Source organism: Polaribacter sp. IC073 (genome assembly GCF_007997075.1).
Taxonomy (GTDB): Bacteria; Bacteroidota; Bacteroidia; order Flavobacteriales; family Flavobacteriaceae; genus Polaribacter.
In genome coordinates this window covers 146927-165160 of record NZ_VORS01000006.1, presented here as the reverse complement: position 1 = coordinate 165160, position 18234 = coordinate 146927, and the positions used below count along the sequence as shown (strand labels likewise).

General features: G+C 31.9%; 17 protein-coding genes. 9 read left to right on the top strand and 8 right to left on the bottom strand.

All coding sequences use genetic code 11. The features are described from left to right. Positions 1-36 precede the first annotated feature (36 nt). The 5 genes from ES045_RS10410 to ES045_RS10390 form a co-directional block, all read right to left on the bottom strand. The gene (locus tag ES045_RS10410; protein WP_147116196.1) at positions 37-960 is read right to left on the bottom strand and encodes a DUF3078 domain-containing protein; all 924 of its coding nucleotides are present in this window, start codon (positions 958-960) and stop codon (positions 37-39) included. 61 nt (positions 961-1021) lie between these two features. Further along, the gene (locus ES045_RS10405; protein WP_147116194.1) at positions 1022-1885 is read right to left on the bottom strand and encodes a DUF3078 domain-containing protein; all 864 of its coding nucleotides are present in this window, start codon (positions 1883-1885) and stop codon (positions 1022-1024) included. Between the two features lie 32 nt (positions 1886-1917). Next, entirely contained in the window at positions 1918-2427 is a 510-nt protein-coding gene (locus ES045_RS10400; RefSeq protein ID WP_147116191.1) for a DUF2480 family protein, read from the bottom strand. A 184-nt stretch (positions 2428-2611) separates the two neighbouring features. Further along, entirely contained in the window at positions 2612-2932 is a 321-nt protein-coding gene (locus tag ES045_RS10395) for a DUF59 domain-containing protein (protein ID WP_147116189.1), read from the bottom strand. 11 nt (positions 2933-2943) lie between these two features. Further along, positions 2944-3369: a SufE family protein gene (locus ES045_RS10390; RefSeq protein ID WP_147116187.1), complete on the bottom strand. Its 426-nt coding sequence runs from the start codon at positions 3367-3369 to the stop codon at positions 2944-2946. 72 nt (positions 3370-3441) lie between these two features. Here ES045_RS10390 and ES045_RS10385 point away from each other — a divergent pair, with 72 nt between their 5' ends. From ES045_RS10385 to ES045_RS10370, 4 genes are all read left to right on the top strand, one after another. After that, entirely contained in the window at positions 3442-4368 is a 927-nt protein-coding gene (locus ES045_RS10385) for a PfkB family carbohydrate kinase (RefSeq protein ID WP_147116185.1), read from the top strand. Between the two features lie 85 nt (positions 4369-4453). Beyond that, positions 4454-6352, top strand: coding sequence for an amidophosphoribosyltransferase (locus ES045_RS10380; protein WP_147116183.1), 1899 nt, complete (start codon positions 4454-4456; stop codon positions 6350-6352). A gap of 115 nt (positions 6353-6467) precedes the next feature. Then, positions 6468-8933: a proprotein convertase P-domain-containing protein gene (locus tag ES045_RS10375; protein ID WP_147116181.1), complete on the top strand. Its 2466-nt coding sequence runs from the start codon at positions 6468-6470 to the stop codon at positions 8931-8933. Positions 8934-9147: 214 nt separating this feature from the next. Then, on the top strand, positions 9148-9900 hold the full coding sequence (locus ES045_RS10370; RefSeq protein ID WP_147116179.1) for a T9SS type A sorting domain-containing protein: 753 nt from the start codon (positions 9148-9150) through the stop codon (positions 9898-9900). A 55-nt stretch (positions 9901-9955) separates the two neighbouring features. Here ES045_RS10370 and ES045_RS10365 read toward each other — a convergent pair whose 3' ends face one another. Together ES045_RS10365 and fbp are read right to left on the bottom strand one after the other, a co-directional pair. Beyond that, entirely contained in the window at positions 9956-10564 is a 609-nt protein-coding gene (locus ES045_RS10365) for a superoxide dismutase (protein WP_147116177.1), read from the bottom strand. A 112-nt stretch (positions 10565-10676) separates the two neighbouring features. After that, entirely contained in the window at positions 10677-11687 is a 1011-nt protein-coding gene (gene fbp / locus ES045_RS10360; protein WP_147116175.1) for a class 1 fructose-bisphosphatase, read from the bottom strand. 202 nt (positions 11688-11889) lie between these two features. On the opposite strand from fbp, the gene ES045_RS10355 reads away from it, so the two are divergent. From ES045_RS10355 to ES045_RS10345, 3 genes are all read left to right on the top strand, one after another. Continuing rightward, a complete protein-coding gene (locus tag ES045_RS10355) occupies positions 11890-12369 on the top strand; it encodes a GNAT family N-acetyltransferase (protein WP_147116173.1) in 480 nt (159 codons plus the stop codon). 107 nt (positions 12370-12476) lie between these two features. Then, positions 12477-13733: an aspartate kinase gene (locus tag ES045_RS10350; protein ID WP_147116171.1), complete on the top strand. Its 1257-nt coding sequence runs from the start codon at positions 12477-12479 to the stop codon at positions 13731-13733. A gap of 212 nt (positions 13734-13945) precedes the next feature. Further along, a complete protein-coding gene (locus tag ES045_RS10345; protein WP_147116170.1) occupies positions 13946-15754 on the top strand; it encodes a GNAT family N-acyltransferase in 1809 nt (602 codons plus the stop codon). Positions 15755-15952: 198 nt separating this feature from the next. Here ES045_RS10345 and ES045_RS16405 read toward each other — a convergent pair whose 3' ends face one another. Continuing rightward, positions 15953-16108, bottom strand: a complete 156-nt coding sequence (locus tag ES045_RS16405; protein ID WP_189663080.1) for a hypothetical protein — start codon at positions 16106-16108, stop codon at positions 15953-15955. A gap of 186 nt (positions 16109-16294) precedes the next feature. Between ES045_RS16405 and ES045_RS10340 the strand changes: the two genes are divergently transcribed. Then, positions 16295-16648 carry a phage holin family protein gene (locus tag ES045_RS10340; protein ID WP_147116168.1) on the top strand — a complete coding sequence of 118 codons (354 nt, stop codon included), beginning with the start codon at positions 16295-16297 and terminating at the stop codon, positions 16646-16648. 222 nt (positions 16649-16870) lie between these two features. Further along, positions 16871-18193 carry a trigger factor gene (locus ES045_RS10335; protein WP_147116166.1) on the top strand — a complete coding sequence of 441 codons (1323 nt, stop codon included), beginning with the start codon at positions 16871-16873 and terminating at the stop codon, positions 18191-18193. The last annotated feature ends 41 nt before the right edge of the window (positions 18194-18234 follow it).

Below are 18234 nucleotides of genomic sequence, written 5' to 3'. Positions count from 1 at the left end.
CTTCTTGAGGTTTCGTTTGAAGTATTGCTGTGTTATTTAGAAGGCATAACTCATACCTATTAAGTAGTAAGACTGTAATTTATTATCTACCGAATTAAAAGTTGGTGTAGGAACAGTAACTACAGCCAAAGCATTGTTTAAAGCTTCTTGTTTGTTTTGACGCAAACCTAATTCAAAACCAACACCAATTCCTTGCCATATTGTATAGCCAAAAGAGTTTGTCCAAGTCCAGTTAGATAAATCAGACGTTTTATAACTTTGGAAAATAGATAAATTAGATTTTACACTTAATTTACCATACTTTTCCGTGTAATCTGCAACAACTTTTGCACCTAAAGAAGATTCAAAAACAGTATCTCCACTGCTAAAAACAAAATTGTAGTTTCCTGGGTGCATTACAACAACTAAGCTATTTGTTGGTGTCCATGTGAAACCAGCACCTAAATCTAAATATCCAGGATCGTTAAAGTTGTCTATTATAGTAGTTCTATATTCAGCTAAAGCAGAAAGCGCCCATTTTTTATTTAATCTTTTACCATATAAAGAACTAATGGTAAAAACATCTGTAGCGGTATCGAAACCTTCATCACCAGAAACGCCTTTTTCATCTAGTTTTACCCAACCTAAATTAATTGCGGCAGAGTTTCTCCAGAAAAAATCGTCTTCAATTAAATTTGCAAAACCATTTACGGTGATACCAATGTTACCCGCAGATGCAGTAGGTGCAGTTCTAGAATACCAATTATTAAAACCAGAAATGCTTCCTCCCATGGTGCCAAAAGCACCTTTTTTCCAACCAGGGAATGCATCAATTTTTGCTTGCAAAGCTTTTACTTCTCCTTGCAATTTAGCTATTTTTACTTTTTTAGGAGCCTGTTCTTTTTTTAATTCGTCAGCAGTTTGACCTTTCGCTGAAAAACTAATACATACGAATAAAATTAAGATTGATAATTTTTTCATTTTGTCTATTTTTTAAATTTTCGTGCAAAAATACACTTTTATTGTTTTAGACAAGAAATTTTTAATAAGTCACTTTCTCATGAAAACTATAGTTTACACCCAAGCCAAATAATTGCTTTAACTGTATTTTACTAGAAGAATTGTCGTCTATAATTGTATGAAAAGTCATGTGCATTTTAATACTTTTGTTCACTTTAAAACGAATATTTGTTTGGTAATCTACATCTACATTACCAACATTGGCTAGGTAATCTGCATACATTGTTAGAACATTTTCCATTTCAACATTTTCCATTACACCAAATTTATAATATCCAGAAAGGTTAAAACCTAAACTAAATGCAGTTTTTTTACCTTTATCTACACCAAATTTCCCAGAGAAATACTCATTTACAATTGTATATCTAGCTGTTGCAGGCGCAATGTTTAAGTTTAAATTATCAGATTTTTTCCATAGCATTCCTGGTCCGAATGTTAAATAAGCAGGCGATAATAATTCTGAAACTAAAAGTTTAGGTTCTTTTTTATAATCGAAACCTTTAGAGTACTGCGTTTTAAAGTTTGCGATAAAAGATAAAAACCAATTGGTGGCTGTTTTAATACCTAAAAGAGAATTTAATTCAAAACGATCATTTGTTTTTCTGTAGCCTTTTTCGCTAATGTGACTTAGACCATAGCCCGAGTTTATTCTAGTGTCCCAGTTTACATTATTTTTCTTGTAATTAAAATCGTAGTTTACATTAATGTTTCCTGCAACGGTATTTTCCCCTCCAGAAGCCCAGTTAGAAAAGGAAGATTGATTAAATATAAAGGCAAATCTTCCGTTAATTTTCCATTTAGGTTTGGGTAAGGTGTCTTGTTTCTTCTTTTGTGAGTAAGAAGTACAAGCTAAGAAAACTAAAAAAAGAAGGAATACACTTCTCACTATGAATTTGAATTAAAATTTATAGAATAAAATTATTTTTTTGCTTTATATAATGGCACTGTAGAGCAAGCTTCCCCAAACATAATAGATTTGGTTATTGGTTGTAGTTTTGCAATTAAAAAAGCATAAGCAGTATTTGGTATTGGTTTTTCTGCGCATCCCTTAATAATAACTGGGCAACCTGTATAGTCTCTTAAATCTACAAAATTTAATAATTCTTGATATAAAACGGTTTCTAATAAATCTAAATCTCCTATGACCACTTTACTTGCAAAAGGTGTTGCTTCTGCGGCAATTAGCATAAAAGCCCATGAAGGAATTATAGCGTCTGCAGAACAACTAATTGCTACAAAATTATTTTGATATTGAGACCAATCGTGATTTTTAACAGATGCTCTAAAATCTTTTTCTTTTAAAATAAGTTCTTCAAACAACCAGTCTTTAATATCAAACACAACTCTTTTTCCTTCGGGATAAATTTCCTCAAGATCAAAAGTCTTTAGTTTGCTATTTGCGACTCTATTTATAATTTCTTCAGCCATATTTTATTATTGGTTTCAAAGTTGTTTTTGATTTAGTTTTAATAAAAATCAAAATTTAATTATTTTATGAGCTTTCTCAATCGCTTAAGAAAGCTCATTTAGAAATGACAGTAGTTCACTTGTTTTAGTTGTAAATACTAAATAAAACAAACAGAAAACTGTCTATTAATTATTGCGTACTATTTTAGAGCATTCCTAACTCTAACTTTGCTTCTTCGCTCATCATTTCAGAAGTCCAAGCTGGGTCAAATGTAATTTCAACTTCACAAGCATTAACTTCTTTTAAAGACTTTACTTTCTCTTCAATATCTACAGGTAGACTTTCTGCAACTGGGCAATTTGGCGATGTTAACGTCATTAATATTTTTGCGTTATTTTCTTCAGAAACAAAAACATCATAAATTAAACCTAATTCGTAAATATCTACTGGTATTTCGGGATCGTAAATGGTTTTTAAAACGGCTACAATTTTATCTCCAATTTCTTCTAATTCTTTATCTGTCATTATATGATTTCTTAATTTGCTAATTTCGTTTGTTGTACTATTGCGTACATTTTTATTTGCTTTACCATAGAAACCAAGCCATTTGCTCTGGTTGGGCTTAAATGTTCTTTTAAACCAATTTCATCTATAAAAGTGGTTTCGGCAGCTAAAATATCTGCAGGTTTTTGTTCTGAGAATACGCGCAATAATAATGCCACAATTCCTTTGGTTAAAATTGCATTACTATCTGCAGTAAATTTTAATTTATCGGCATCTAATTCAGAATACAACCATACTTTAGATTGGCAACCTTTTATTAAATTTTCATCTAATTTGTGTTGTTCGGCTATAATTGGCAAAGCTTTGCCAAGTTCTATAATATATTCATAGCGTTCCATCCAATCGTCAAACATAGAAAACTCGTCAATAATTTCTTCTTGTATTTCTTTAATAGTCATTTTTAAAACTTATTTTTGCGTTTTTAAAAAGTGTTTTTTGTAAGATACAAAATTACGCATAAAATATAAGAAATGAGTAAATTATTAGCAGTTGGTACGGTCGCTTTTGATGCTATTGAAACACCTTTTGGTAAAACAGATAAAATTTTAGGAGGCTCTGGAACTTTTGTAGGTTTGGCAGCTTCTCAATTTGGAGTAGAAACAGGTGTTGTTTCTGTTGTTGGAGGAGACTTTCCTGCTTCATATTTAGAAATGATGAATTCTAAAGGAATTAATACCGACGGAATTGAAGTTGATAAAAACGGAAAAACGTTTTTCTGGAGTGGAAAATATCATAACGATATGAATTCTAGAGACACTCTAATTACAGAATTAAATGTTTTAGAAACCTTTACACCGGTTGTACCAGAGAATTTTAAAGATGCTAGTATTGTAATGTTAGGTAATTTACACCCATTAACACAAGCATCTGTTTTAGATCAGATGAATGAAAAACCAAAGTTGATTGTTTTAGATACAATGAATTTTTGGATGGACATTGCTTTAGAAGATTTACATACTGTTTTAAAAAGAGTAGATGTAATAACCATTAATGATGAAGAAGCAAGACAGTTGTCTGGAGAATACTCTCTGGTAAATGCTGCTAAGAAAATTCATGATATGGGCCCTAAATATGTAGTTATTAAAAAAGGAGAACACGGCGCTTTATTGTTTAATGAAGGGAAAATGTTTTTTGCACCAGCTTTACCGTTGGCAGAAGTTTTTGATCCGACAGGAGCAGGTGATACTTTCGCAGGAGGTTTTTGTGGCCATTTAGCAAAAACAGAAGATATTTCTTTTGAAAACATGAAAAATGCCATTATATACGGTTCTAATTTAGCTTCTTTCTGTGTAGAGAAGTTTGGTACAGAACGCATGCAAGAGCTTACAGCAAACGAAGTTAAAATACGCCTGCATGCTTTTAAAGAATTAACACAATTTGATATAGAATTATCTTAATTTTAATCCGCAGTTTCGACTGCGGATTTTTTTTTGATACAACACTAGATTTAACAACACACAACACAACAAAAAATTAGATACAATGAGTGATGCTATTAAACACGAATGTGGAATTGCACTTGTTCGATTAAAGAAACCTTTACAATTTTATAAAGATAAATACGGTTCTGCTTTCTACGGAATTAATAAGATGTATTTATTAATGGAAAAACAACACAATCGTGGTCAAGATGGTGCTGGTTTTGCAAGTGTAAAATTCAATGTAGAACCAGGAACTAGATATATTAGTAGAGTTCGTTCTAACAAATCGCAACCAATACAAGACGTTTTTGCTCAAATTAACGATCGTTTAAATAATGTTCTAGAGGAAAATCCGGATAAAAAAGATGACGTAGCATGGCAAGAAGAAAATATGCCGTACATCGGTAATTTGTTTTTAGGACATGTTCGTTACGGTACTTTTGGTAAAAATAGTATCGAAAGTGTGCATCCTTTTTTACGCCAAAGTAACTGGAAACATCAAAACTTAATAGTTGCGGGTAACTTTAATATGACAAATTCTAAACAATTATTAGAAGAGTTGGTAGAGTTAGGGCAGCATCCAAAAGAGTTTACAGATACGGTAACGGTAATGGAGAAAATTGGTCACTTTTTAGAAGATGAAGTAGCTAAATTATATCAAAAAGCAAAGAAAAAAGGGTTTAGTAAAATAGACGCTTCTCCTTACATAGAAGAGAATTTAAGTATTAAAAAAGTATTAAAAAGATCTTCTAAAAACTGGGATGGTGGTTATGCAATGGCAGGTTTAGTAGGGCATGGAGACGCATTTGTATTGCGTGATCCTAACGGAATTAGACCTACGTTTTTTTATGAAGACGAAGAAGTTGTTGTTGTCGCTTCAGAAAGACCTGTGATACAAACCGTATTTAATGTAAAGATAGAAGATGTTCAAGAACTAGAAAGAGGGCATGCTCTAATTATAAAGAAAAACGGAAAGACCTCTATAAAACAAGTTTTAGAACCTAGAGAGAATAAGGCATGTTCTTTTGAGCGCATTTATTTTTCTAGAGGAAGTGATGCATCCATCTATGAAGAAAGAAAAAATTTAGGAAAATTAGTGTTTCCAAAGATTTTAAAATCGATTGATAGCGATATTTCTAACACTGTTTTTTCTTACATACCAAATACTGCAGAAACTTCTTTCTACGGAATGACGGAAGCTGCGGAAGATTTATTAAATCAGCAAAAGACAGCAAAAATTTTAGAAGGAGGAACAAAATTATCTGCAGAAAGAGTTACAGAAATTCTATCTGAAAGACCTCGTTTTGAGAAAATAGCAATTAAAGATGCCAAACTAAGAACCTTTATTGCAGATGATAGCAGTAGAGATGATTTGGTAGAGCATGTATATGATATTACATACGGTGTTGTAAAACCAACAGATAATCTTGTTATTATAGATGATAGTATTGTTCGTGGAACTACACTAAAGAAAAGTATTATTAAGATTTTAGACAGATTAGGCCCTAAAAAAATAGTAGTAGTCTCTTCTGCACCACAGATTCGTTATCCAGATTGTTACGGAATTGACATGGCTAGAATTAATGATTTTATTGCCTTTAAAGCCGCAATTGAGTTGTTAAAAGATACAAACCAAGAAAGTATTATAGACGAAGTTTATAAAAAATCGAAAGCACAGCAATCTAAAAAAGATGAAGAAATAGTAAACTTTGTAAAAGGAATTTACGACCCTTTTACTACAGAAGAGGTTTCTGCTAAAATTGCAGAGATGTTAAGAACAAAAGACATAAAAGCAGCTGTTGAGGTTATTTATCAAACGGTAGAAAATTTACATATAGCGTGTCCAGATAACTTAGGAGATTGGTATTTTACAGGAGATTACCCAACTCCAGGAGGTCACAGAGTGGTAAATGAGGCGTTTATTAATTACTATGAAGGGAATGATAAAAGAGCATACTAATTTGTAAAAGTCAAAAATATTTATTATTTTAGTGGAGGCATATTTGTCAATTTTAGACCACACTTAAATGCTTTCAATTGAAAGCATTTAAGTGTGGTTTTATTAAATTAGAAGAATGTTAAAACAAGTTTGTGATTTATTCTCTGCGAAACGATTAATTTTTGCACTTATTCTTATAAGTACAAGTGCTATATCGCAAACTCTTTGTACGAATTACGCTGTAATACCAGACCCTGCCACACCTATTTCGGCTTCCGGATCTGGAAATGTTTACAACACAACTATAAATGTGCCAGATTTTTATGTTTTAACAGATGTAAATGTAACTGTTGATATTACACACACCTGGAACGCAGATATAGAAGTCACCTTAATTTCTCCTTTAGGAACAGAAGTTAAATTAGCCTTTGACAAGGGAGGAAGTGGAGATAATTACAATAATGTTACTTTTGATGATGCTTCTGGAAATACTTTACCAACTGCTGGTGCTACTCTTTCTGGAGATTATCAACCAGAAGAAAGTTTAGCAACGCTTAATGGAGAAAATTTTAATGGTAATTGGATTTTAAGAATTGTTGATGATGCAGATCAAGATGGAGGTGCAATTAATAGTGTTATTTTAAACCTCTGTTACGCAGATCCAGTACCAACAAACACAGCTCATTTAGGACCCGGAGGAGTTGGAGGAACGGATGGTACTTCTTCTTTGAGGTTCTGGTATGATGCTAATAATGAAAGTTATTCTAATGGAGCTTCTATTAGTTCTGTTTCAGATTTGTCTGGTTATGGGAATACTTTAACAGCTTCAGGTGGGGAGCGGCCTAGTTATACTTTAACAACTGCAGCAATTAATAACTTATCTTCTATGTCTTTTGATGGAAATGATGAATTAGAAACGAGTTACAAAGGAAACTCTAATGAGAATATGAGTTTTTTTATGGTAGTTAATTATGAAAACACGAATGAGTTAGATGTAGCATTACAGCACGGAGGAAGAAATACCATTGGCTTTGATGATGATGAAAAGTATGCCGATTATGTTGGAGGTGAAAATCATAAAAGTGCATTATCTAATCCAAATACTTGGGGTATTCACTCAAAAACATTTGCAAATTCGGGTACTAATAGGTTAAAGTTCTATGTAAATAATAATAATACAGATGGTTTTACTCATAACATAGAAAATAGAAGCAGCAATACCTGGGTTGGAGGAAATGGATCAGGAGGAGGAACAGGTTTAAATGGAAGTATTGGGGAAGTTTTTAAATATACCAAAACCTTAAATACGGCAGAAAGAATTGTTATAGACAATTACCTATCAGCAAAATATGATATTGGTCTCAGCACCAATGATTTTTACACCCAAGACAATGCAGGATTTAATTTTGATCATGATGTTGCAGGTATTGGGCAAGCAACAGACGGTTCTAATCACACAGATTCTCAAGGAACAGGAATTGTAAGAATGTATAACCCGAGTGCTTTGGCTAATGATGAATTTTTATTTTGGGGAAGAGATAATAAAGCTGCCACTATCTTTGTTACAAATACTAGTAATTATCAAGAAAGGATATCTACAAAATGGAGAGTAAGTAAAAGAAATGATGTTGGTAATGTTAGCTTTATTTTAGATTTAAACGGAATAGATATTTCTGGAAAACAACCTTGTGCTACACTAAAGTTGGTAATTGATAATAATGCGGATTTATTATCACCAAAGGATACTTCTCGAGATTTAACAGACATTGGTGGTGGTCTTTATAAAGTAAATAATGTTGTTTTTGCGGATGGAGACTATTTTACAATTGAATATCAAGATTTAATTGTTTTAGATGATACACAATTTTACAATGGTTCTGGTGCCGTAAGTGTACCAAATGATTCAGATGGGTGTTATAAATTATTAGTTAAAAGTACGTCAAATGGAGCTCTAACCTTAACTGAAGACGCTCGTGTAAGGGAAATTGAAATTGAAGCAGGTGGTGTTTTATCTACAAGTTCTAGTATAAAATTACAAGTAACCAACGGCATTGTAAATGAAGGCGAATTAAGACTTGTAGAGGGTTCTCAGCTTATACAAACGCACACTTCTGCTGCGAACTTAAACTCTGGTTCTGGCAGTCTTCATGTAGATCAAACAGCTACAACGTCAACAGCTTATCAATCTGGTTATTGGTCATCTCCTGTTAGAAACTCTGGCACATCAGCCGGAACTCCTTATGCTATAAGTCAGGTTTTAAAAGACGGTACAGTCCCAACTGCAGCCACGGCATCTGTAGGTGAAGCTGTTGATATTAACTTTATTTCAGGGCATGATGGTAGTAATTCTTCAACGCCTATAGAAATTAGTACAAGGTGGTTGGCAAAGTTTAATAATGCTAGTGATTGGACTCGTTTTGTAAGCCCCACAGCAGCAACATTTACTTCAGGAGAAGGTTGGAACATGAAAAGTATGGGAGCTAGATTTACTTTTAGAGGTATACCAAATGATGGCGATTATACTTTTACTATTGATGAAAATAAACTTAGTCTTTTAGGAAACCCCCTATCCTTCGGCATTAGATGCCGATGCTTTTATTAATGAGAACTCTTCTGAATTTGACGGAATACTTTATATTTATAACAGTGCTGCTGACAATACTCATATAAGAGGCGATTATGGAGGTACTTATAGTACAATTGTTTCTGGGGTTTCAGTTGGAGGTGGTAGATATTTACCAATAGGACAAGCATTTTTTGTTACACGAAGTGCTGCGGGGGCAGGAACCATTAATTTTCGTAATTCTCAGAGAATTATGGTAGATTTATCTAATACAGGAACTATCGTTGCAAAAACAAGTACTCGTAAAAAAGAGAAAGAGAAACAATCGATACTTAAGTTAGGCCTCCTGTTTAATATGAGTGATACAGCGCAAATAAACAGACAAGTAGCTATCGTTTTTAAAGGATTGTCAGATAATTTTGACAAAGGTTCTGATGCTGAAATGTGGGCTTTAAGGCCAACTGATTTCCATTTAAAAGTAAAAAATAAAGACCAACCATTTATAATTACAGGAATAGAATTTTTTAATAATTTGATTAAAGTTCCTTTGGTTGTTCAGGTTGATAAAGAAAGAGAGCTAACTTTTTGTATTGACGAAAAAATAAATATTGATGCTCCTATTTATTTATTTGATGCTATTTTAAATACTTTTTCTAATTTAAGTGATGGACCAATAAAAATAAATTTACCGTTAGGTACTTATACAGAAAGATTTTTTATTACTTTTTCAAATAAAACTCTTAGTAATAACGATGTAGATGAAAACGAATATTTAATTTCTGTTTATGATAAAGATGGTGGTACTTTAATCATTGAAAATAAATTGAATTTAGAAATAGAAGCTGTTAAGGTGTATAATCTTTTAGGAGCTGAAGTATTTAATTCTGAGGTAGAAAAGAATAAAGTGGAACTTCGTTTTAATTTAGGGGAGATTTCTAAAGGTGTATATATAGTAGTTATACAAACAGCAAAAGGAATTATCAATAAAAAGATTCTAATAGAATAAAAAAAAGCATCCTAAACTTAGGATGCTTTTTTTTATAAATGAAGTAGCTTAGTACTTATTTAGCTTCAGCATATCTGCGTTCAACTTCGTTCCAGTTAATTACATTAAAAAATGCATCAATATAATCTGGTCTTCTGTTTTGGTAGTTTAAGTAATATGCGTGTTCCCAAACGTCTAAACCTAAAATAGGAGTTCCGCCACAAGTAACACCTGGCATTAAAGGATTGTCTTGGTTTGGTGTAGAACAAACTTCTACTTTACCACCTTTATGTACACACAACCAAGCCCAACCAGAACCAAATTGTGTTGCAGCAGCTTTAGAAAAAGCTTCCATAAATGCTTCTTTAGAACCAAAAGCAGCTTCAATAGCATCTTTTAATTCTCCAGAAAGATATCCTTTATCTTCTGGGTTCATTACTGTCCAGAATAATGAATGGTTGTAAAAACCACCACCATTATTTCTCACAGCGCCATTACTCATGTCTAAATTAGCAAGAATATCTTCAATAGACTTTCCGTCTAAATCAGTCCCTTCAATTGCACCGTTTAATTTTGTTGTGTATCCGTTGTGATGTTTTGTATGGTGAATTTCCATAGTTTTTGCATCTATATTTGGTTCTAATGCATCGTATGCATAGTTTAATTCTGGTAATTTAAAAGCCATTTTTTTATGTTTTTTAAAGTTCGTATTATTTTTGTTGATGTAAATTTACTCAATATGACGCAGATTTACAAAATATTAGGCTTTTGTTAACTTATAATAGTATAAATAAGATTTATTCACCAAACTTTTGCATAAACTCTTCCACTTTATTTACCATGTTTTTGCTTCCACAGATAAAAGGAACTCTTTGGTGCAATTCTGTAGGTTCAACATCCATCGTTCTTGTGTAACCGTCGGAAGACTTACCATTTGCTTGTTCTGCAATAAAAGCCATTGGGTTGCATTCGTATAGCAAACGTAACTTTCCGTTGGGGTTTCTAGAACCTTTAGGATACATATAAACGCCTCCTTTAATCATGTTTCTGTGAAAATCGGAAACTAAAGAACCAATATATCTACTTGTATATGGTCTTTCATCTTCCTCTTCTTGACAGTATTTTATGTATTTTTTAATTCCCAAAGGAAAATCTAAATAATTCCCTTCATTTACAGAATAGATATTTCCATCTTCAGGGAAAGTCATGTTTGGGTGTGATAAATAAAATGTACCAATTGCTGGGTTTAGTGTAAATCCGTTTACACCATATCCAGTAGTGTACACCAACATTGTAGAGGTTCCGTAAACTACATAACCAGCAGCAACTTGTTTACTTCCTTTCTGTAAAAAATCTTCTAATTTAACTGGAGTTCCTAATGGAGTAACGCGTCTATATATAGAAAAAATAGTACCCACAGACACATTCACATCGATGTTAGAAGAACCGTCTAAAGGATCTATTAAAACAACATATTTGTTTTGGTTGTTTTCATCCTGACTATTAATTGCTACAAAATCGTCTTCTTCTTCACTAGCAATACCACAAACAATATTTCTTTTTGTAAGTGTTTGTATAAACTTTTCATTCGCATAAACGTCTAACTTCTGTTGATCTTCACCTTGTATGTTTGTGTCTCCGGCAGCACCCGTAATGTCTACCAAACCGGCTTTGTTTACTTCATGGTTTACAACTTTTGCAGCTAATCTTATAGAATTAATTAATCTAGAAAGTTCTCCAGAAGTATATTTAAATGAGTCTTGATTTTCGATAATAAACTCACCTAAAGTTTGATTTTTTTTCGCCATTTTTAAGAATTTGTTTCGCGCTACAAAGATGCTATTTTTTTTTAACTAAATCGTTTTCGTAACCTAGGTTTTTCAATCTGAAAAGGAATAAAAAGAGGAACAATGAACTTTAAATTTCAACAAATAAAAAAGAAACGTTCAAAAACACTAAATATTTTTAACCGATTCCAAAAAAACTATCTTTGACTAAAATTAGAATAATATGAACTTTAAAGTAAGATTAGGGGTAGAAAAAGACATGCAAGCTGTTTTTAATTTAATTACAGAGTTGGCTGTTTTTGAAAAAGAACCAGAAGCTGTAGAAATAACAGTGGCAGATTTAGTGAGAGATGGTTTTTCTGAAAATCCGAAATTTAAAGTTTACGTAGCAGAACAAGAAAATAACATTATAGGCATTGCATTGTTTTACGAACGTTTTTCTACTTGGAAAGGACGCACGATTCATTTAGAAGATTTAATAGTAACAGAAAGCAAGCAAAAAATTGGCGCCGGAAAAGCATTGTATACTGCAGTTTTAAAATATGCGCAGGACCATAATTTTAATAGAGTTGCTTGGGAAGTAATTGATTGGAATACCAACGCAATAGAATTTTACAAAAGTACAGGCGCAACCTATTTACATGATTGGTCTGTAGTGCAAATGAATAAAGAGAGTTTAGCTAAATTTATTCAAAATAATTAAATTAAATAAAACATCATTTCTAGTGGTTTTTAGGTACGAAAATAGTGTCTAGAATGTATTTAGAAGTTGATAAATTAACAAACCAGTTTCTTAAATTATAATTAAAAATGAAGATTTTTAAATTTGGAGGAGCGTCTGTAAAAGATGCAGCAAGTGTAAAAAATGTAGTTAGTATTTTACAAAATGAAGGGACAGAAAATACGCTTGTTGTAATTTCTGCGATGGGAAAAATTACAAATGCTTTTGAAGAGGTAATTGATGCTTACTATAATAAAACAGATCAATTATCTGATAAATTAGGGATTATTGAAGATTATCATAAAAACATTATGGATGGTTTGTTTGATAAAAATGATGAGATTTATAAGGAATTTAATATCCTTTTAGGAGAATTAAGCTGGTTCTTGGCAAGAAATACGTCTCAAAGATATAATTATGTGTATGATCAAATTATTTGTTTCGGAGAACTATTATCAACCAAAATAGTAAGTGCATATATCACAAAAGCAGGAATAGAGAACAACTGGTTCGATGTTAGAAATTATATAAAAACAGACAGTAATTATAGAGATGCGAAAGTAGATTGGGATTTAACACAAGATATTATTAGCCATAAATTAGATGCTTCTAAATTAAATATTACACAAGGTTTTATTGCTGCAAATGATACAGAAAACACCACTACTTTAGGTAGAGAAGGTTCCGATTATACGGCGGGTATTTTTGCGTATTGTTTAGATGCAGAAAGTGTAACTATCTGGAAAGATGTTCCTGGAGTTTTAAATGCAGATCCAAGAGTTTTTGAAGCAACTACACTATTAGAACAAATTTCTTATGAAGAAGCAATAGAAATGGCATTTTACGGTGCTTCTGTAATTCACCCAAAAACATTGCAGCCATTAGAAAGAAAAGGAATTCCGTTATTGGTGCGCTCTTTTATCAATCCAAAAGAAACAGGTACAAGAGTTACTCAAGGTACAAGATTGGTGCCTTATATTCCTTGTTTTATTGTGAAGAAAGATCAAGTATTGGTGTCAATTTCGGCGTTAGATTTCTCTTTTATGGTAGAAAATAACATCAGTTATATTTTTCAAAAACTACATGATTGTCAATTAAAAGTAAATTTAATTCAGAATTCTGCCATTAGTTTTTCTGTTTGTATTGATGATAAATTTAATAATTTTGATGCTTTTTATAACGAATTGAAAAAAGAGTTTAAAATAGAAATTCAGAAAGAGGTCGATTTATTTACAGTGCGTCACTTCGATGAAAAAGCGATTGCTTGCATAGAAGAAAAAGGGACGTCTTTATTAACACAAGTAAACAAAGAAACTATTCAGATTGTTTTGGCAAAAAATAAGTAAAAATTAGAAGCGATTGTCCTATTAAAATTTTATTGTAATTGATTGTTTTGGAACAATTTCGGTAAATTATTGTAGGCAATAATTCCACAAATAAAATGCGAATTAGATTTTTAAACAGCTACTAGATTCTTGTTTTTAGGGAGTTTTGACACTGAATTAATATTTACATATTTCTTTTTTACTATATTTGTAATTGCGTCTAATCGTAAATTATGGCATTAGTAACATCAAAGGAAATTGCACAAGTAATTGGTTTACAGAAGTTTGGTTTTTTAGGAACTTTTGTTGGCTGGGGTCTTTTAAAAACACTTCGAATATCGGCTATCAATAAAATTTACGAAAAAAATAAAGATAAGTCTGATTTAGATTTTTTAAACGGAATTTTAGATGATTGTAAAATCAAATTTGAAATACCAAAAGAAGATTTAAAAAGAATTCCTAAAGAGGGCCCGTTTATTACCGTTTCTAATCATCCTTTAGGCGGAATTGACGGTGTTCTACTATTGAAATTATTAATTGAAAAAAGAGCAGATTATAAAATAATTGCCAATTTTTTACTACACAGAGTAGCGCCTTTAAAACCTTACGTGATGCCGGTGAATCCTTTTGAAACAAGAAAGGATGTAAAATCTAGTGTTTCTGGAATTAAAAGTGCATTGCTGCATTTAAGAGAAGGCAAACCTTTGGGTATTTTTCCTGCAGGTGAAGTTTCTACCTATAAAGACGGAAAATTAAATGTAGACAAACCTTGGGAAGAAGGTGCTGTAAGATTTATTAAAAAAGCCAATGTACCAGTAATTCCTATTTATTTTCATGCTAAGAACAGTAGAATGTTCTACTTTTTATCTAAAATTTCTGATACTTTAAGAACCGCCAAATTGCCATCCGAAGTAATGTCTCAAGGAGGTAGAGTTATTAGAGTAAGAATAGGAAAACCGATTTCTGTAAATGACCAAAATGAATTTAAAGACATTGGTGCTTTCTCGGAGTTTATTAGGAAGAAAACATATATGTTGGCAAATCCTTTTGAGAAAGCACATAAATTAATTTCTAGGGAAAACATCCGAATAAAAAAGACTGCCAAAAAGATTACATCTCAAAGAAATCCAGATTTATTTATAAAAGAAGTAAATGCTTTAAGAGAAAAAGACGGTAGGTTATTAGAAAGTAAGAATTACGAAGTGTTTTTTGCAAGCGCTAAAGAGATTCCTAATTTGTTGCACGAGATAGGTAGATTGCGTGAAATTACTTTTAGAGCTGTTGGAGAAGGAACCAATAAAGAGATTGATTTAGATAAGTTCGATAAATATTATCACCATTTATTATTATGGGATAGAGAAGCAGGTTGTTTGGCAGGAGCTTATAGAATGGGTCTTGGTAAAGAAATTTTTAAAAAATACGGCATCAACGGTTTTTATGTACAAACTTTGTTTAGAATTGAACCAGAATTACACCAAATGATGGACAATACCATAGAAATGGGTAGGGCATTTATTATTGGAGAATACCAGCAAAAACCGATGCCTTTATTTTTATTATGGAAAGGAATTGTACATGTAACATTGCGTTATCCCGAATATAAATATCTAATGGGCGGTGTTTCTATTAGCAACCAGTTTTCAGATTTTTCAAAGTCGTTAATGATCGAGTTTATGAAATCTCATTATTACGATCCGTACATTGCGCAATACATCCGTCCGAAGAAAGAATTTAAGGTAAAGTTAAAAGACGGCGATAAAGATTTTGTATTTGACGCAACCAAAGCAGACATGCAAAAATTCGATAAAATTATCGATGAAATAGAACCTGGAGCTTTAAGAATACCTGTTTTAATAAAGAAATATGTAAAACAAAATGCACGTTTGGTTGCGTTTAATGTAGATCCTAAATTTAACAATGCCGTAGATGGTTTAATGTACATTAAGGTAGAAGACATACCAGAAAGTACTGTGAAACCTGTAATGGAAGAATTTCAAGCAGAGTTAGAGCGCAAGGCTACAGAAATGCAAAAAGAGAAGTAAAATTATTTTTATGTGGGCGTTCCCCTAAAAGGGTCGGGCTTTGCGTTTCAAGTCCTCGTTCGTTCCTCTCTGTGGGCTTTTCACTACAATCCCTAACGCAGTCTTGTTTATAAAAGATAGTTTTTATGATTACTTTTTGTTTGTTAAAAAGAGCTCTTAACTACGTGTTTTTTTTAAGTTAAAGTTCGTCTTTGTAATTTATGAAGAAGGTTCTTTAGGTAGATTTTTTAAGTGACCAACATCTCTAGTTTCGTTAAAAGGTTTTTTGTATTCTAAAACATCTAATAATTCTAAGGCCATACATTGCCTAATAAATTGTTTAGATTCTGTTTTGTTGTATCCTAGTTCAATCAATCTTTTATAGGTTGTATTGGTTTCTTTGGGGTTGTTTTCTCTAATTTTTTATACCAGCAGTTAGCGAAGTTATAAGAATTTAAGTTTAGAAGCAAACCCCGTAGTTTCTAAAACCTGACAAAAAAGCAGTCTTTTTCATTTGGTATAGTTTTCGCTTTTAATTCATCAGTATTAAAAAATAAAGAAATGAAAACATTTTTAAAAATCTTATTAACGGCAGTTGCGGTAATTGTGTTGGCTAATATTTTACCAGGCGTAGCGGTTGCTAGTTATGTTTCTGCAATTGTAGTTGCAGCGGTAATTGCGGTGCTAAATATGATTGTAAGACCTTTGTTAATCTTCTTTACATTGCCAGCAACAATCGTTACTTTTGGCTTATTTATCTTTGTAATAAATGCAGTCATAATTATTTTGGCAGATAAATTAGTCGCTGGTTTTACGGTTTCAGGTTTTTGGACAGCTTTATTATTTAGTATTTTGCTATCTATATTTAGGTCTGCATTGTTTTCGTTGCTAAAAGAGGATAAGAGAATTAATTAACCAATTTTTTGTGGGCGATTGTGCTAAAAACTGTTCAGCACATATCCGAAGAAAAAAAGAATAATAATATAAATAAATTAATGATAATCAGTGTAATTAAGATTCATAATGTTTAGCGTTTCAGGATATTTCTATCTGAAATAGAACAGTTTAAATACTTGTTAGCTAACTATTTTTTAATTAATTTTGCACTCGATTTTTTTAAGATTAAAGAACAAAGAAATGAATATTACAAGAGAAAACATAGATGCGTTAAACGCAGTTGTAAAAGTTGATATTGTTGCAGATGACTATCAAGCAAAAGTAGCAGAATTGTTAGATGAGCACCGTAAAAAAGCAAATGTTCCTGGTTTTAGAAAAGGGCAAGTGCCAATGGGAATGATTAAAAAGCAGTACGGTAAATCTTTAGTGATAGATGAGGTTAACAAAGTCTTACAAGCGTCTTTAAACACTTATTTACAAGAAGAAAAATTAGAGCTTTTAGGAAATCCGTTACCTAGAGTTAAAGAAGATTTTAACTGGGATGCAGAAACACTTTCTTTTGAATTTGAATTAGGTTTAGCGCCAGAATTCGACGTAGATTTAAAATCTAAAAAGAAGGTAACTGAGTACAATATTATTGCTACAGAAGAATTATTAGACGAAGAAATGAAGAATATTCAAATTCGTTATGGTAAGACTTCTCCTCTAGAAGAAGCTACTGCAGAGGCTAACATAACGGGTACTTTTGTAAATGAGGAAAAAGAAATCAATAAAAAAGGGACTTTTCTAGTAAGTGATTTACAAGGAAAAAAGAACGAAAAGAAGTTTATTGGAGCTAAAACTGGTGATGTAATTGAGTTAGAAACTAAGAAATTATTTGAAAACGACCATAAATTACAGCAGATTTTAGAAGTTTCTCATGATGAAATTCACGATTTAGACATACCTGTTACTTTAACGGTAGAAGAGGTTACAAAAACGGAACCTGCAGATTTAGATAAGGAATTGTTTGATAAATTATTTACAGACGGAAGTGTTTCTACTGCAGAAGAATTAAGAGCAAAAATTAAAGAAGACGCAGAAAAGCAATTCAAGCAACAAGGAGATCAGCAATTATTAAATGCAATTACAGAGCATTTAGTTGAAACGACTAAGTTTGATTTACCATCAGAATTTTTACAAAAATGGTTGCAAAAAGCTGGTGAAAAACCATTAACTGCAGAAGAAGCTAAAGTAGAATTTGACAAGTCTGAAAAAGGTTTGCGTTACCAATTAATCGAAGGAAAGATTATGAAGGCCAACGATATTAAATTAGAGTATACAGAATTGGTTGAATATGCAAAAGGATTTATCCGTACGCAAATGGCTCAGTTTGGTAACATGAATCCAGAAGAAAAAGAATTGGATGAAATTGCTGGTAGAATTTTACAAAATCAAGAAGAAGCTCAGAAATTACAATCTCAATTAATTAGTCAGAAATTATTGGCTTTTTACAAAGAAAACATGAGCTTTAAATCAAAAGAACTTTCTTACGAAGCGTTTACAAAAGAAGTTTATAAGTAGTCTTAGGCTATTTTTAGTATCTCAATCTGTTGTTTCAACTA

Excerpts from the sequence above, each read along its gene's own strand:
- ES045_RS10365 (WP_147116177.1), bottom strand. The coding sequence starts at position 10,564 with ATGGCTTTTAAATTACCAGAATTAAACTATGCATACGATGCATTAGAA.
- ES045_RS10370 (WP_147116179.1), top strand. The coding sequence starts at position 9,148 with ATGGTAGATTTATCTAATACAGGAACTATCGTTGCAAAAACAAGTACT.
- ES045_RS10340 (WP_147116168.1), top strand. The coding sequence starts at position 16,295 with ATGAAAACATTTTTAAAAATCTTATTAACGGCAGTTGCGGTAATTGTG.
- ES045_RS10410 (WP_147116196.1), bottom strand. The coding sequence starts at position 960 with ATGAAAAAATTATCAATCTTAATTTTATTCGTATGTATTAGTTTTTCA.
- ES045_RS10385 (WP_147116185.1), top strand. The coding sequence starts at position 3,442 with ATGAGTAAATTATTAGCAGTTGGTACGGTCGCTTTTGATGCTATTGAA.
- ES045_RS10395 (WP_147116189.1), bottom strand. The coding sequence starts at position 2,932 with ATGACAGATAAAGAATTAGAAGAAATTGGAGATAAAATTGTAGCCGTT.
- fbp (WP_147116175.1), bottom strand. The coding sequence starts at position 11,687 with ATGGCGAAAAAAAATCAAACTTTAGGTGAGTTTATTATCGAAAATCAA.
- ES045_RS10350 (WP_147116171.1), top strand. The coding sequence starts at position 12,477 with ATGAAGATTTTTAAATTTGGAGGAGCGTCTGTAAAAGATGCAGCAAGT.
- ES045_RS10335 (WP_147116166.1), top strand. The coding sequence starts at position 16,871 with ATGAATATTACAAGAGAAAACATAGATGCGTTAAACGCAGTTGTAAAA.
- ES045_RS10380 (WP_147116183.1), top strand. The coding sequence starts at position 4,454 with ATGAGTGATGCTATTAAACACGAATGTGGAATTGCACTTGTTCGATTA.
- ES045_RS10345 (WP_147116170.1), top strand. The coding sequence starts at position 13,946 with ATGGCATTAGTAACATCAAAGGAAATTGCACAAGTAATTGGTTTACAG.
- ES045_RS10355 (WP_147116173.1), top strand. The coding sequence starts at position 11,890 with ATGAACTTTAAAGTAAGATTAGGGGTAGAAAAAGACATGCAAGCTGTT.
- ES045_RS10390 (WP_147116187.1), bottom strand. The coding sequence starts at position 3,369 with ATGACTATTAAAGAAATACAAGAAGAAATTATTGACGAGTTTTCTATG.
- ES045_RS10375 (WP_147116181.1), top strand. The coding sequence starts at position 6,468 with ATGTTAAAACAAGTTTGTGATTTATTCTCTGCGAAACGATTAATTTTT.
- ES045_RS10400 (WP_147116191.1), bottom strand. The coding sequence starts at position 2,427 with ATGGCTGAAGAAATTATAAATAGAGTCGCAAATAGCAAACTAAAGACT.